The sequence below is a fragment of the Caulobacter sp. GW821-FHT10C03 genome (assembly GCF_059415485.1).
The window spans coordinates 48,172-61,567 of sequence record NZ_JBWKNI010000009.1 but is presented as its reverse complement, the minus strand read 5'-3'; the positions used below and the strand labels follow the sequence as shown (position 1 = coordinate 61,567).

The following is a 13,396-nucleotide window of genomic DNA, read 5'->3' as shown; positions in this document are numbered from 1 at the left end:
CACTATTCGGCCGCGGCCGGCGCTTGGCCGCCGTGGCGCTGTTTCAAGGCTTCCTGGCGCACCCGCTCGCCGTCGACCAGCGGCACGGTCTTCAGCAGGAAGTCCTTGGCCAGCTTGGGATCGGCGCGGTCGGGCGAGGGGATGACCATCGCCCGCTTGCCCTGGATGTCGCGCTCCATGGCGTCGACGTCCAGCGCCCAGCCCTTCTCGATCAGCTCGCGGCGCTTGTTGCGCCAGGCCACCATGATGCCGTCCGACTTCACGCTGACTTCCTCGTGCAGATAGACGGGCAGCAGCTCGGGGCAGACCTTCTCCATGATCACGCGGTCCTGCTCGAAGATGCGCAGGGTGCGGCGGCGGCTGTCGCCGTCCCAGATCTTCTGGGTAAGGAAGTTGCGGGCCATGATCCAGCGGGTGATCGTGGTGGTCTCGTCGATCGGCGTGTTGACGTCGAAGATCACCGTCGACCAGGTCGGCGTCGGGCGGATCTGGATCCGCACGTGGGCGCCCGAGACGTGGAAGCCGTTGCGCACGGTCACCATGCTGCGCTTGGCCTTGCGGAAGAACTTCCACATACCCTTGTACTCGGGGGGCACGAACTTCAGCTCGGCATAGGCCGAGTACTCGTCCTGCTCGAGGGTGAACTCGTGGACCTGCGGGGCCTCCTTGTCGCCGAAGCTCGGGTGGACGAAGGCCGCGTGCGAGGGGTCGATGCCGTTCTCGGTGATGCGGGCGTAGTTGGCCTTCCACTCGTAGGTGCCGCGGATGCAGCGCCAGGACGGATCGTCGAACTCGGGGAAGGGCGGCAGGGGCGGGCGCTCGGCCTCGGGCAGGTCGCCCATGAACACCCAGATCATCCCGTACTTCTCCTGCACGGGATAGGAGTCGATCTTGGCGCGCGGCGGGATCTTGGCGTCCGGCTCCTGCGACGGGATCTTCACGCACTTGCCGCCGCCGTTGAAGCGCCAGCCGTGATAGGGGCACTCGATGGCGTCATCCACGACCATGCCGCTGCCCAGCGACGCGCCGCGGTGGATGCAGACGTCCGACAGGCAGCTGACCTTGCCCTTGGAGTCGCGGAACACCACGAACTCCAGGCCCAGCATCTTCACCCGCTTGTGGCCGCCCTTGGCGATCTCGTCGCTGTAGTCGGCCACGTACCACTGGTTCTTGATCATGGCGTCTTCTCCGGCTGCGGGGCGGGGGTGAGTCCGCGGAGGATGAGATTGGGTATCTTGGTGTCGTCCCAGTCGTCGAGGTCCACTCCGTCGCGCAGGATGACCAGTTTCTGCGACGGCACGATCCAGAGGCGGCGCTTGCCCCAGCCGTCGAGGAAGATGGCGTCTTCCGCGGCGATCGGTTCGGCCGACTTGCTGCTCTTGTCGGGACGCTCGGGCGTATAGATGCGGTCGGCCGCGTAGGGGCGGCCGCGCCATATCTGGAAGCCGTAGCCCGGATTGGCCTTGCTCGGCGCGCTCATGGCTTCGACGTAAGAGGCCGGCAGGACCTCGCGGCCCTCGAACGAACCGCCATTGGCCAGCATGACGCCGATACGCATCCAGTCTTGCACCTGCGAGACCAGGCAGCAGTCGCCGTGGGCCAGGCCGCCTTCCTTGGCCAGCCACAGCTGGCCGTCGTGCATGGCCAGCGGACGGAACAGCTTTTCCGACATGTAGTCGGCGAAGGTCTTGCCGGTGGCCCGCTCGACGATGACGCTCAGCGCCACCGGGTCGGGGTTATGGTGGCCGAACACCGTGCCCGGCGGGTGGGTCGCCTTCAGGGCCAGATTGTCCTTGGCCAGATCCGGCGACAGGAAGGTGCGGATGGTGCTGGACCACGGCGCGTAGGAATAGTCCGGCGCCGCCAGGCCCGACGACATCTGCAAGAGGTCGCGGATGGTGATCTTCGCGCGCTCGTCGCCGCGCCACTCGGTGATGAAGTCGGCGGCCGGCTGGTCGACCGACTTGATCTTGCCGTCGGCGATCGCGGCGCCGATCAGCATGCCGTTCAGGGTCTTGGTGAAGGAGTGGGCCTTCATCCGGCTGGTGGGGCCCACGCCGTTCCAGTAGCGCTCGTAGACGATCGCCCCGTCCTTGACGACGATCAGGGCGTCCGACTTGCGGGCCCCGGCGTAGTCGGCGGCGGCGTCCAGGGCGGCGGGATCGATCCCGGCCGCCTGCGGCGTGGTCTTCGGCAGGGCCTTGCCCGGCGCGCCCTTCACCACGGCGACCGGCTTATACCAGTCGATCGGCGGCTCCAGCGGGTTGACGGTCAGGGCGCGGAAATAGCGGCTCCAGTAGAGCGGCGCCGACGCATAGGTCGCCGCGCCCGCCAGGACGACGACGCCGAGGCCCGCCAGCAGGATCTTGCGCTTCTTGCCCATCAGGCCGCCTTTGCTTCCACGATCGAGGTGACGCCGAACGGGATGTCGAGCTTCACGCTGGCGACGACCTCGCCGCTGTCCAGCGCGATCTTGGCCAGCTGGCCCGAGAAGAAGTCGCCGGCCCAGAAGTGCGCGCCGTCTTCGGTGGCGCGCAGGAACGACCAGCCGCGGCCTTCCGGCACGGCGTAGGCGCGGACCACCGAACCGTCCTGGGCGATGCGGCGCACTTCATTGCCGCAGCTGACCAGCACGTCGTCGTTCGGGGCGGTCGCTAGGCCGAACACCATGCCCGGGGGATCGGTGCGGACATAGAGCGGCGACAGCTGGGCGTCGGCCTCGATGTCGTAGCGGAAGACGGTGTGGCCGGTCTCGGAGACGTAGGCCACGGTCTTGCCGTCCGACAGCAGGGCCAGGTGCGTGACGCCCAGGAAGCCCATCACGCCGCCATGATACTCGGGGCGATAGAAGCGCATGACGCGGCCGTCGGCGTCGAAGCGCACCAGGCGGCCTTCGCCGGTGAAGGGCGGGGCGAGGCCCGAGAGGTGCTCGCCGGCCAGCGCGCCGCCGTCGGGCAGGAACACCATCGAGCCCAGGCCTCGACCGGGGAGAAGCGAGGCCTGGCCGGGAACGCGGCGTCCGTCGGCGTCGATGCGGGTGACGTTGCGGGCGAAGGGGTCGAGGGCGTTGAGCTCGCCGGTGCGGGGATTCACCGCCAAGCCCGAAACCATGCCGAAGTCGCCGGTGTGCAGCGCCGCCTTCACCTGCAGATCAGGGCCCAGCAGCAGGATGCGCGACAGGCCCAGTTTCAGCTGGTGGTCGGTGACCGTGGTCGCGGCCACCCAGAGGTCTCCCGCCTGGGGTTTGACGGGAAGAGAAAGGGGGTCGCCGAACATGAAGGTCTCCGCGTGCCATTCAGTCCCGCGGTTGGCGGGATGCTCGGAGATTTTCAAAAAGGGACCGACCGGTCAATTTTCTATTCGGCGATATCCGCCTGACGAGAAATCGCGACCTCGACGCCCGTCTGATAGCGGCCCATCACGTGGTCGAGCATGCCCGCGACCTTATCCCAGGCGTCGTCGTCGTGAAGATCGAAACCGAAGAAGTTCGGTTCGAACTTGGCGCGCATGCCGATGTAGGAGACGGCCGACAGCATGGTCATGGCCACGGCCAGCAGTTCCTTGTCCTCGCTGCGCTGGCCGATGAACAGCCGCTCGTACTCTTCCCAGATGCGGATGCGCACGGCGGTGACGGCGTCGCGCAGCTCGGGCGGCCCTGCGAACTCGCCGGCCATGATGGTGGCGACGGCCGGGTGGGCGCGCAGGGTCGAGGCGTAGGCCCGCACCAGCATGCGCAGGCGTTCCATCGCCGGGCGCTGGTGGAAGGTCTCCAGCGACTCGTCGATCATGTCGGTCAGGCGGGGCCAGACGCCGGTGCGGCGCACCCACGCATCGGCCACGCCGCCCAGTCCGCCGAAATAGTCATAGATTTGTTTCTTGCCTACGCCCGCTTCCTTGATTAGGGCGTTCACACCCGCGTCGTGGACGCTTCCGCGCTCCATAAGACGCCCAAAAGCCTCCACGATCGCTGCTTCAGTGGCGATCCGACGTGATTGTCGAGGCTTGGGCGCGGCGGCGATCTCTGACAGCATGGCTTACTTTCCTGAACTCCTATCCGATGGACGGACAAACGCTTTATCGCAAGACCTGTATTGGTCCGGCTCCATCATCTTGACCGGCGGGGAACAGTCGCGGTGAACGCGGCGGGGTGTGGTCAAGATTTGAAGAGGGGAGTCATGACCAAGTCGGCGATGAATATCTACTGTGCGAGCGCGAGCGCTCTTACGCTTTTGGTCTGCGCGGGGCAAGCCTTCGCGCAAACGACAACTTCGGAAGAGTCCACGGTGATTGGAGAGATCACCGTCACGGCTCGCGGTAAGTCGGAAGCTCTGCAAGAGGTTCCAATCAGCATCAATGCGGTGTCGGCGGAGACGATCGAACGCCGTAATATTTCTGACATCGCTCGGGTGGCGCAATCGACCGCCGGCCTGACCTTTGATCAGGGTCTGACGCCTAGCGATACGCGTCCGGCCATCCGCGGCGTTCAAGCCGTTCGGGGCCGTCCGAACGTGGCCATTCTGGTGGATGGGGTCGACACGTCTTCGGAAGCCTTCGCCACCGCCGGTGGCGGCGCTCTGGCGAGCCTGCGCTTCGTCGACGCCGAGCGGATCGAAGTGGTGAAGGGCCCGCAAAGCGTGCTCTACGGCCGCTCGGCCTTCTCCGGCGCGATCAACTACATCTCCAAGCGTCCGAACCTCGATGAATTCGAGGCCAAGATCAGCCTGGAAGCCGGCAGCTTCGGCCTCAAGGAAGGCAAGGCCTCGATCACCGGTCCGCTGGTGCAGGACAAGCTGGCGCTCAGCCTGAACGTCGGCGCCTGGGAGAACGACGGCCAGTACCGCAACAGCGTCAGCGGCGCCAAGGTCGGCGGCGGCGAGTCCAAGGGCGCGGCCCTGGGCCTGCTGATCAAGCCGACCGAGAACCTGACGGTCTTCGCTCGCGTGCAGACTTCGCACGAAGAGTACGACCAGATGGCCCGGGCCTTCATCACGTCGGTGAACCCGCAGACCGGCGCGGCCAACACCGCCGATCTGGGCGTCTCGGCCACCGATCCGAGCACGGGTCGGGCCGGCTACACGGTGAAGGGCAACCTCGCCAACGCCGCGGTGGTCAAGAACCAGACCGTCTCCTATTCGCTGGATCCGCGCACGGGCAAGGACTTCACGGGCACCGTCACCGACGCGACCCGCGCCTCGTTCGAGATCAACTATGAAAGCGACTGGGGCACGTTCACCTCGCTGACCGGCATCACCCGCGGCGAGACCACCCAGATCCAGGACTTCGACAACAGCGACTACAGCCTGTCGGGCAACGTCCTGTCGTCCTATGCCGGCATCGCGCCGTTCTACGGCTCGCTGTATCCCTATCTGAGCTTCCTGCGCGCCTACGGTCTTAACTACTCGACCGTGGCTCCGACGGGCGGCCTGCCGGCCATCGGCTTCTCGGTGATGCTGGACGACGAGTTCGACACCAAGCAGCAGAGCCAGACGCTGCGCTGGAACAAGGACTTCGGCAAGCTGCGGACCTCGCTGGAAGGCCTGTACTTCCACGAGCAAGCCAGCCAGATCAACAAGGATCAGTTCTGGATGCGTACGGGGTCCGATCCCCGCATGACCATCCTGACGGCGCTCTATATGGGCGGCGGCGCCAGCGCGACCGGGACCTTCCAAGCCCCGACCACGACGGCCAAGGCCACGGCCGACTATCCGCTGAAGATCTCGCGTGAGACGGACTCGCTGTCGTGGGCCGGCAGCGTCGAATACGACGTCACCGACGCCCTGACCGTGCGCTTCGACGGTCGCTACATCGAGGAACGGATCGCCTATCGCGGCAGCCCGTACCAGCCGATGTATTACCGCCTGTTCGGCGTCCAACTTGTCTGCCTGACCCAGCTGGGTTGCGCCGCCGGTCCGGCCGGCACCGCTTCGGTGCGCGCCGCCCAGATCGCCAAGACCACCCAGATCGACAAGAAGACGGTCAAGGATCACGCCTTCACGCCGAACTTCGTGGCCAACTACAAGCTGACCTCGCGCAACTCGGTCTATGCGTCGTACGGCGAAGGCTTCAAGCCGGGCGGCGTCGACACCACGGGCACCAGCGGCAGCGTGGACTCGACCTTCAAGCCGGAGAAGCTGCAGAGCTTCGAAATCGGTTCGAAGAACGTCTTCCTCGGCGGCGACCTGGTCGTGAACGGCGCGATCTTCTTCAACCGCTACAAGAACCAGCAGATCGGCACCACCAAGGTTCTGGGCGGCACCTCGGTGCCGTCGGTGGAGAACGCCGGCGAAAGCGAAAGCAAGGGCTTCGACCTGACCAGCGACTGGCGGGCGACGAACTGGCTGACGCTCAGCGGCAACTACACCTACACCGACGCCGAGTTCACCAACTACAAGGTCTCGACCCCCGGCTACTTCGACCGGATCGAGTCCAGCGGCGGCAACTACACCGGCAACGCCGTGCCGCTGACGCCCAAGCACAGCCTGAACGTCGCGGCCCTCGTGACCGGCGACCTGCCGGTGGGCGCCGGCTGGACCTGGACGACCGAACTCAGCGGTCGCTACCAGTCCAAGCGCTACATGACCCAGAACAACCTGACCTGGCTGCCGAGCTACTTCGTCTCGGATCTGCGGGCCGGGATCACCGACGGGTCGTGGAGCGTGGATGTCTCGGTGACCAACCTGTTCAACGACGACACCCCGAAGAACGCCATCGCGGCGACCGACTTCGGCTACTTCGACCTGAACAACAACACCCCGGTGCGCGCCTACGTCGTCAGCCTGCCTGACAAGCGCGCCGGCTCGATCCGCATCAGCAAGACCTTCTGATCCGGCTAATCGTGTGAACTGCCAAGGCCCGGCGCGCCTGCGCGCCGGGCCTTTTCCTTGCCCCCAAGCTTTCCTGGAGTTCCCCCAAATGGCGAAGGCCAAAGATCCCGAGCGCTTCGGCATAGTGGCGATCGAGCCGGGCGTACGCGCCGGCCACATGTGGACCGCGCTCTACGCCTCCTTCGTCAATATCGGGCTGGCCACGACCGTGGCGATCATGACGCCCTACGTGCTCAGCGCCAATCTGGGCGTGCCGCTCGACCGCCAGGGCTCGGCCCTGGGGATCCTCAACCTCGTCAACGAGGTGGCGCTGTTGTTCGTGTTCGGCCTGGCCGGAGCGTTTGCCGACCGCGTGGGGCGGCGGGCGGTCTACGCCGTCGGCTTCCTGGCGACGGCGGCCGGCTATCTGCTCTATCCGCTGGCCACCAGCCTGTGGGACCTGTCGCTCTACAAGGTGATCTACGCCATCGGCATCGGCGCGACGACGGGCATGCTGTCGACCGTCCTGGCCGACTATGTGAAGGCTCGCGACCGCGGCAAGATCGTCGCCCTGTCGGGCGTGCTCAACGGCCTGGGCGTGGTGGTGCTGGCGCTGGCCATCGGGAAGCTTCCCTCCATCTTCGTGGCCGACGGCATGGGCGAGAAGGCCGCCGGCCAGGCCGCCCTGGCGGTCGCGGCGGTGATGTGCGTGATCTCTTCGGCGGTGATGTGGTTCGGTCTCAAGCCGGGCATGGCGACGCGCACGGTCGAGCGGCCCAAGCTCTCGACCCAGCTGGGCGTTGGCGTGGCCGCCGCCAAGGCCAATCCGCGCATCGTCCTGGCCTACGCCTCGGCCTTCGTGGCCCGGGGCGACCTGGCCATCGTCGGCGCCTACGCCATCGCCTGGGGCAAGAAGGCCGCGCTGGAGAACGGCGCCACCCTGGCCGACGCCCTCGACCAGGGCCGCATCCCGTTCATCGTCGCCCAGTCGGCGGCCCTGCTGTGGCCGGTGGTCGTGGCCCTGATGATCGACAAGGCCCACCGCCTGACCGCGCTTGCCGCCTGCATGCTGCTGGGCGGCGTCGGCTACCTGGCGACGATCTTCATCGACGACCCGCTGAGCAAGGCGGCCATGCCGCTGTTCGTGCTGCTGGGCGTGGGCCAGATCAGCGCCTTCATCGGCTCCCAGGCCCTGATCGGCAAGGAAGCGCCGGAGGAGGGCCGCGGCGCCGTCATCGGCTTCTTCAACCTGTGCGGCGCGTTCGGCATCCTGGTGCTGGGCACGGTCGGCGGCGTGCTGTTCGACGTCGTCGGCCCGGCCTCGCCGTTCGTGCTGGTGGGCATCCTCAATGCGATCGTCGGCTTCGGCTGCATCTACCTGCGTCTGAGGGAGGCGAAGTCGCCGGTGGCCGAGGCGGCCTAAGACGCCAACCCAACGCCGATCTCCCCCGCGAAGGCGGGGGTCCAAGCCGAGTCTGGCGAGGTGCGCCGAGCCTCGTCGATACCTCAGCTTGGATCCCCGCCTTCGCGGGGATGCTCGGACTTTGGGCCGCTAGGAGGCCTTCTTCGCCTTGGCCGCGGCCTTCGCCGCCGGCTTCCGCGCAGGCGGCTTCGCCGGCGCCTTGCCGCCCAGGCTCTTTCGCAGCGCCTCCATCAGGTCGACCACGTTGGTGTCCTCGGGCGGCGCGGCCGAGACCTTGGCCTTGCCGCCCTTTTCCTTGCGCTTGATCAGGGCGCGCAGGGCGTCCTCGTAGCGGTCCTTGAAGGCCTGCGGCTCGAACGGTCCATCCTGCTGCTCGATGATCTTGCGGGCGATGGCGATCATCGAGGCGTCGGCCTTCTTGGCCGGGATGTCGTCGAACAGGTCGGCCGGATCGCGCACCTCGTCGTAGGATCGCAGCGAGTAAGCGATCAGCCCCTTGCCGCGCGGCTCGATGGCCAGCAGGCGCTCGCGCGTGTGCATCACCACGCGGCCCAGGGCGATGCGCTTGGCGCCGGCCATGGCGTCGCGGATTACCGAATAGGCCTCGACCGCCAGCTTGCCGTCGGGGACCAGGAAGTAGGGATTGTCCCAATAGAGCCGATCGATGTCGGCCACGTCGACGAAGCGCTCGATGTCGATCGTGCGGGTGCTCTCCAGCCGCACGCTCTCGATCTCCTCGGGCGTGACGATGACATAGCGGTCCTTCTCGACCTCGTAGCCCTTGACCAGGTCCGACCGCTCGACGGGCCCGAGATCCGGGTCCGTCGCCACCATCTTGATGCGGTTGTGGGTCTTGGGGTGCAGCAGGTTGAACCGCACCTCGCCGCCGGGATTGGTGGCGGTGTAGAGCGCCACCGGGCAGGTCACGAGCGAGAGCCGCAGGTGGCCCTGCCAGGTGGGGCGGGCGGCCATGCTATTTCTTGGCCCCGACCAGGGCGGCTTTCTTGACCGTCACGACCGACGGTTCCTCTTCGGGAACTTCGGTATTGGCCGCTTCGGCCACCGGCGGACGCCCCTTCAGCGCGGCCACGAAGTCGTCGCGCCAGGCGGTGACGTCCTGGCGGGTGACGTTGTCCATCAGGGCCTCCCAGCGCCGCTTTCGCTCGGTCTCGTCCATGGCCAGCGCCCGGCTCAGCGCGTCGGAAATCTCCTCGGGGCTGTTGGGATTGATGATCAGCGCCTCCTTCATCTGCCGCGCGGCGCCGGCGAAGCGCGACAGGATCAGCACGCCCGGATCCTCGGGGTTCTGCGAGGCGACATATTCCTTGGCCACCAGGTTCATGCCGTCGCGCAGCGGCGTGACCAGCGCCGCCCTGGCCGCGCGATAGACCCCCGCCAGCTCGTCGCGCCGGTAGGAGCGGTTGAGATAGCGGATCGGCGTGAAGTCCATCTCGGCATAGGCGCCGTTGATGCGGCCGATCAGGCCGTCCAGCCGGTGGCGGATGTCCTGGTAGGCCTCGACCTCATCGCGCGAGATCGGCGCGATCTGCAGCAGCATGACCTCGTTCCGCGCTTCCTCGTTGTCGTGCAGGAAGCGCTCGAAGCCGATCAGGCGTTCTTCCAGCCCCTTGGAATAGTCGAGGCGATCGACGCCGACGACCATCTTGCGGAACACGCTGTGCGCGGCCATCCGGTCATAGACCCGCATGGCCCGCGAGCTCTTGGTGATGCGGGCGAAGTCCTCGGCGTCGATGCCGATCGGGAAGGCCCCGGCCTCGGTCACCTGGCCGAAGGCGCGCAGGCGCCCGTCCTCGGTCTTCTCGCCGCCGACCTCGTTGAGCACATAGCCCTCGAAGGCTTGCAGGCTCTCCTCGGTCTGGAAGCCGATCAGGTCGTAGTGGAACATCGCCTCCACCAGCGGTCGGTGGCGGGGCAGGGTGACCACCAACTGGTGGGCCGGCCAGGGGATGTGCAGGAAGAAGCCGATGCGGTTGGTCACGCCCAGCCGCCGCAGCTCCCGCGCCATCGGGATCAGGTGATAGTCGTGCACCCAGATGATGTCGTCCGGCTCGATCAGCGGCCGCAGGGTCTCGGCGAAGCGCTTGTTGACCCGGTCGTAGCCCTCGCCGAACGAGCGGTCGTAGGCCGTCAGGTCGACGCGGTAGTGGAACAGCGGCCACAGCGTCTTGTTGGCGTAGCCGTTGTAGTACTCCTGGTAGTCGCCTTCCTCGAGGTCGACCGTGGCCACGGTCACGCCCTCGATGCGCTGCATCGACAGCTGGCCGGTGAACTCCGGCGTGGTCTTGCCGCTCCAGCCGAACCAGATGCCGGAATATTCGCGCAGGGCCGCGGCCAGGGCCATGGCCAGGCCCCCGACGCTTTCCTCGCCCTTGCCGGACGGCGGATTGACGCGGTTCGATACGACGATCAGGCGGCTCATCGGGCTGCCTCGCTGGTCGTGACGGCCTGGGCGGCGGCGTCCAGCCAGGCGTGAACGGCCTCCGGGCCGTCCAGGCGATAGGTCGCGGCGGTGGGGCGCTCGGGACCCACCAGCACGCCGAAACCGCCGAGGCGGGCGGCGGCCGCGAAGCCGTCCTCGTCGGTCAGGTCGTCGCCGACGAAGATCGGCGTGGCGCCATGGAAGGCCGGTTCGCGCAGCAGGGCGGCGACCGACGAGCCCTTGTCCTGGCCGGGCGTGCGCAGCTCGGCGACCATGTCGCCCAGTTGCAGCACGAGGCCGGTCTGGCGCGCCAGGCGTTCGGCGGCCTCGACCACGGCGTCGGCGGCCGAGGGGGTGTTGCGGTAGTGCAAAGCCAGACTCAGATGCTTGTCCTCGAGCAGCAGGCCGCGATCGCAGCGGGCGAGGTCGCCCAGCACGTCGCGGGCCTCGGCCAGGCCTTCGTGCGGTTCCGAGCGCCAGGCGCCGGCCGGCGTGCGGCGCTCCAGGCCGTGCACGGCGGCCAGATAGGCCACGCCGTCCTGGCCGAGGATGCGCGAGAGGTCGTCGAGCGAGCGGCCGCTGACCACGGCCACGCGGTCGTTCAGGGCGGCCCGCAGGCGCGCCAGCAGGGCCGCGCGCGCGGGATCGGGGCCGACGTCGTCCGGACGCGGCATGATGGGGGCGAGTGTTCCGTCGAGGTCGAGGAACAGCGCGGCATTGGCGGGAATATTGATCGGCGGTGTCGGAAGATCCGACGCCGCAAGCCTAGCGGCAGACCCGTACGCGGTCATGCAGTTTGGCCCCTTTCACTATGGAACTAGGCGCCAACAACGCATCCATCGCCGGTTTCGATCCCCTGCACGGTCCAGCTGTGCGTCACGTTTCGCTCACCAAAACGTGCAGGGGGTGGGGTTGACGCTCCGTCAGCGGACGGAAGTCCACGGCCGGCTGAGCAGGGCGGCGCAGTTGATCAGCCCCACCAGCGAATAGGTCTGCGGGTAGTTGCCCCACAGCTCGCCGTCCTCGAAACCGATGTCCTCCGACAGCAGGCCGGCGGCCGTGCGGCGGCCCAGCATCTCCTCGAACAGATCCCGCGCTTCCTCGATGCGGCCTTCCAGATAGAGCGCCTCGATCAGCCAGAAGGTGCAGATGTTGAAGGCCGTCTGCGGCGTGCCGAAGTCGTCGGGCAGGGCGTAGCGCAGCAGGTAGCTGCCCTTGCGCAGGCCCGCCTCGATGGCCGCCACCGTGGCCTTGTTGCGCGGGTCGTCGGCGGCGATGTAGCGCAGGTCCACCAGTTGCAGCAGGCTGGCGTCCAGTTCCTCGCCCCCGAAAGTGGCGGCGAACCGGCCCAGGGTCTCGTTCCAGGCCTGGCTGTCGATGGCGCCTCGCACCTTGGCCGCGCGCTCGTTCCAGAAGACGGCGCGATCGGCCAGGCCCAGCTTCTCGGCGACATTGCCCAGGCGGTCGCAGGCGGCCCAGCACATCACCGACGAATAGGTGTGCACATTGGCCCGGCCGCGGAACTCCCACAGGCTGGCGTCGGGCTGGTCGTGCAGCTGGAAGGCCCGCTCGCCCACCGGCTCCAGGGCCTTGAAGTCGTCGATCGTGGCCGGCCGCAGCAGGCGCTCGTCGAAGAAGGCCTGGGTCGAGGACAGGATGATCTGGCCGTAGACGTCGTGCTGCTGGTGCTCGAAGGCCTGGTTGCCGATCCGCACCGGCCCCATGCCGCGATAGCCGGCCAGGTCCGGGGCGAAGCGCTCGATCAGCGCCGGCTCGTACCCCACCCCGAACAGCGGCTGGATATGGCCGCCGGCCGCCCGGTCGACGATGTTGCGCAGGTAAGAGAGATAGTTCTCCAGGATGTCGACCGCGCCCAGGCGGTTGAGGGCCTGGACCACGTAGTAGGCGTCGCGCAGCCAGCAGTAGCGGTAGTCCCAGTTGCGGCCGCTGTTGGCGTGTTCGGGCACCGAGGTGGTCATGGCCGCGACGATCGCGCCGGTCTCCTCGTGGGTGCAGAGCTTCAGGGTGATGGCCGCGCGGATCACCGCCGACTGCCAGTCGAGCGGCACGGCGAGACCCCGCACCCAGTTCAGCCAATAGTCCTCGGTCTGCTGCAGCATCCGGGCGCAGGTGGCGCCGACGTCGGCGTCGAAGCCTTCGTCGGCCCCCAGGAACATGGCGATCGGCCGCTCGATGCGGAACGTCCGCTCCTCCAGGATGTGCGAGACCGGGCAGTCGGTGGTCAGCCGGATCGTCATGTCCGAGCACAGGTAGCGGATGTGGTTGGAGCCGTTGGTGTGCTCGGCCAGGCGCGCGCCCCAGCTGGCCGTCGGCCGCAGGCGGATGGTGGCGCGGCACACCCCGCTCAGTGGCCGCACCAGGCGGATGAAAGCTGTGGGGCGATAGATGCGGCTGAACTGCTGGAAGCGCGGCGCGAAGTCGATGATCTCCAGGCTCGCCCCGTCCGCATCGGTGATCACCGTGCGCAGGATCGGGGTGTTGCGCAGATAGGCCTGCTCCACGCTCGTCGCGCCGTCCACGACCACGTCCCACAGCCCCTTGCCGCCCTCGAACGGCGGCTCCAGGCCGCTGAGCAGGGTCGAGAACACCGGATCGGAATCGACCCGGGGCATGCAGCCCCAGACGAACCGGCCGTCGCGGTCGATCAGGGCGTTCACGGCGCAGTTGCCGATCGGGAAGAGGTCGAGGTTCTGGGGCATGGGATCTTGC

General features: G+C 67.5%; 10 protein-coding genes. 2 read left to right on the top strand and 8 right to left on the bottom strand.

From position 1 onward, the window contains the following. Positions 1-2: 2 nt before the first annotated feature. The 4 genes from AC07NG_RS13570 to AC07NG_RS13555 all read right to left on the bottom strand — a co-directional run bounded on the left by AC07NG_RS13570 (position 3) and on the right by AC07NG_RS13555 (position 3,911). Positions 3-1,178, bottom strand: coding sequence for an aromatic ring-hydroxylating dioxygenase subunit alpha (locus AC07NG_RS13570; protein ID WP_492856800.1), 1,176 nt, complete (start codon positions 1,176-1,178; stop codon positions 3-5). Further along, on the bottom strand, positions 1,175-2,383 hold the full coding sequence (locus tag AC07NG_RS13565) for a serine hydrolase domain-containing protein (protein ID WP_494594532.1): 1,209 nt from the start codon (positions 2,381-2,383) through the stop codon (positions 1,175-1,177). The genes AC07NG_RS13570 and AC07NG_RS13565 overlap by 4 nt, the downstream gene beginning before the upstream one ends. Further along, positions 2,383-3,276 (bottom strand): SMP-30/gluconolactonase/LRE family protein, encoded by an 894-nt coding sequence (locus AC07NG_RS13560; RefSeq protein WP_494594530.1) that lies wholly within the window; start codon positions 3,274-3,276, stop codon positions 2,383-2,385. The genes AC07NG_RS13565 and AC07NG_RS13560 overlap by 1 nt, the downstream gene beginning before the upstream one ends. Positions 3,277-3,356: 80 nt before the next feature. Further along, positions 3,357-3,911 carry a TetR/AcrR family transcriptional regulator gene (locus tag AC07NG_RS13555; RefSeq protein ID WP_158285832.1) on the bottom strand — a complete coding sequence of 185 codons (555 nt, stop codon included), beginning with the start codon at positions 3,909-3,911 and terminating at the stop codon, positions 3,357-3,359. Between the two features lie 264 nt (positions 3,912-4,175). Between AC07NG_RS13555 and AC07NG_RS13550 the strand changes: the two genes are divergently transcribed. Both AC07NG_RS13550 and AC07NG_RS13545 read left to right on the top strand, forming a co-directional pair. Continuing rightward, complete coding sequence (locus AC07NG_RS13550) at positions 4,176-6,824, top strand: TonB-dependent receptor (protein WP_494594528.1); 2,649 nt, start codon at positions 4,176-4,178, stop codon at positions 6,822-6,824. 88 nt (positions 6,825-6,912) lie between these two features. Next, on the top strand, positions 6,913-8,226 hold the full coding sequence (locus tag AC07NG_RS13545; RefSeq protein WP_494594526.1) for an MFS transporter: 1,314 nt from the start codon (positions 6,913-6,915) through the stop codon (positions 8,224-8,226). A 129-nt stretch (positions 8,227-8,355) separates the two neighbouring features. Here AC07NG_RS13545 and ku read toward each other — a convergent pair whose 3' ends face one another. The 4 genes from ku to AC07NG_RS13525 form a co-directional block, all read right to left on the bottom strand. Continuing rightward, the gene (ku, locus tag AC07NG_RS13540) at positions 8,356-9,198 is read right to left on the bottom strand and encodes a non-homologous end joining protein Ku (protein ID WP_494594524.1); all 843 of its coding nucleotides are present in this window, start codon (positions 9,196-9,198) and stop codon (positions 8,356-8,358) included. Position 9,199: 1 nt separating this feature from the next. Beyond that, on the bottom strand, positions 9,200-10,666 hold the full coding sequence (locus AC07NG_RS13535; RefSeq protein WP_492856805.1) for an alpha,alpha-trehalose-phosphate synthase (UDP-forming): 1,467 nt from the start codon (positions 10,664-10,666) through the stop codon (positions 9,200-9,202). Then, positions 10,663-11,457, bottom strand: a complete 795-nt coding sequence (otsB, locus tag AC07NG_RS13530; RefSeq protein WP_494594521.1) for a trehalose-phosphatase — start codon at positions 11,455-11,457, stop codon at positions 10,663-10,665. Before otsB ends, AC07NG_RS13535 begins: the two co-directional genes overlap by 4 nt. 132 nt (positions 11,458-11,589) lie before the next feature. Then, entirely contained in the window at positions 11,590-13,386 is a 1,797-nt protein-coding gene (locus AC07NG_RS13525; RefSeq protein WP_487290822.1) for a glycoside hydrolase family 15 protein, read from the bottom strand. Positions 13,387-13,396 lie beyond the last annotated feature (10 nt).

Excerpts from the sequence above, each read along its gene's own strand:
- AC07NG_RS13570 (WP_492856800.1), bottom strand. The coding sequence starts at position 1,178 with ATGATCAAGAACCAGTGGTACGTGGCCGACTACAGCGACGAGATCGCC.
- AC07NG_RS13565 (WP_494594532.1), bottom strand. The coding sequence starts at position 2,383 with ATGGGCAAGAAGCGCAAGATCCTGCTGGCGGGCCTCGGCGTCGTCGTC.
- AC07NG_RS13560 (WP_494594530.1), bottom strand. The coding sequence starts at position 3,276 with ATGTTCGGCGACCCCCTTTCTCTTCCCGTCAAACCCCAGGCGGGAGAC.
- AC07NG_RS13550 (WP_494594528.1), top strand. The coding sequence starts at position 4,176 with ATGACCAAGTCGGCGATGAATATCTACTGTGCGAGCGCGAGCGCTCTT.
- AC07NG_RS13545 (WP_494594526.1), top strand. The coding sequence starts at position 6,913 with ATGGCGAAGGCCAAAGATCCCGAGCGCTTCGGCATAGTGGCGATCGAG.
- ku (WP_494594524.1), bottom strand. The coding sequence starts at position 9,198 with ATGGCCGCCCGCCCCACCTGGCAGGGCCACCTGCGGCTCTCGCTCGTG.
- AC07NG_RS13535 (WP_492856805.1), bottom strand. The coding sequence starts at position 10,666 with ATGAGCCGCCTGATCGTCGTATCGAACCGCGTCAATCCGCCGTCCGGC.
- otsB (WP_494594521.1), bottom strand. The coding sequence starts at position 11,457 with ATGACCGCGTACGGGTCTGCCGCTAGGCTTGCGGCGTCGGATCTTCCG.
- AC07NG_RS13525 (WP_487290822.1), bottom strand. The coding sequence starts at position 13,386 with ATGCCCCAGAACCTCGACCTCTTCCCGATCGGCAACTGCGCCGTGAAC.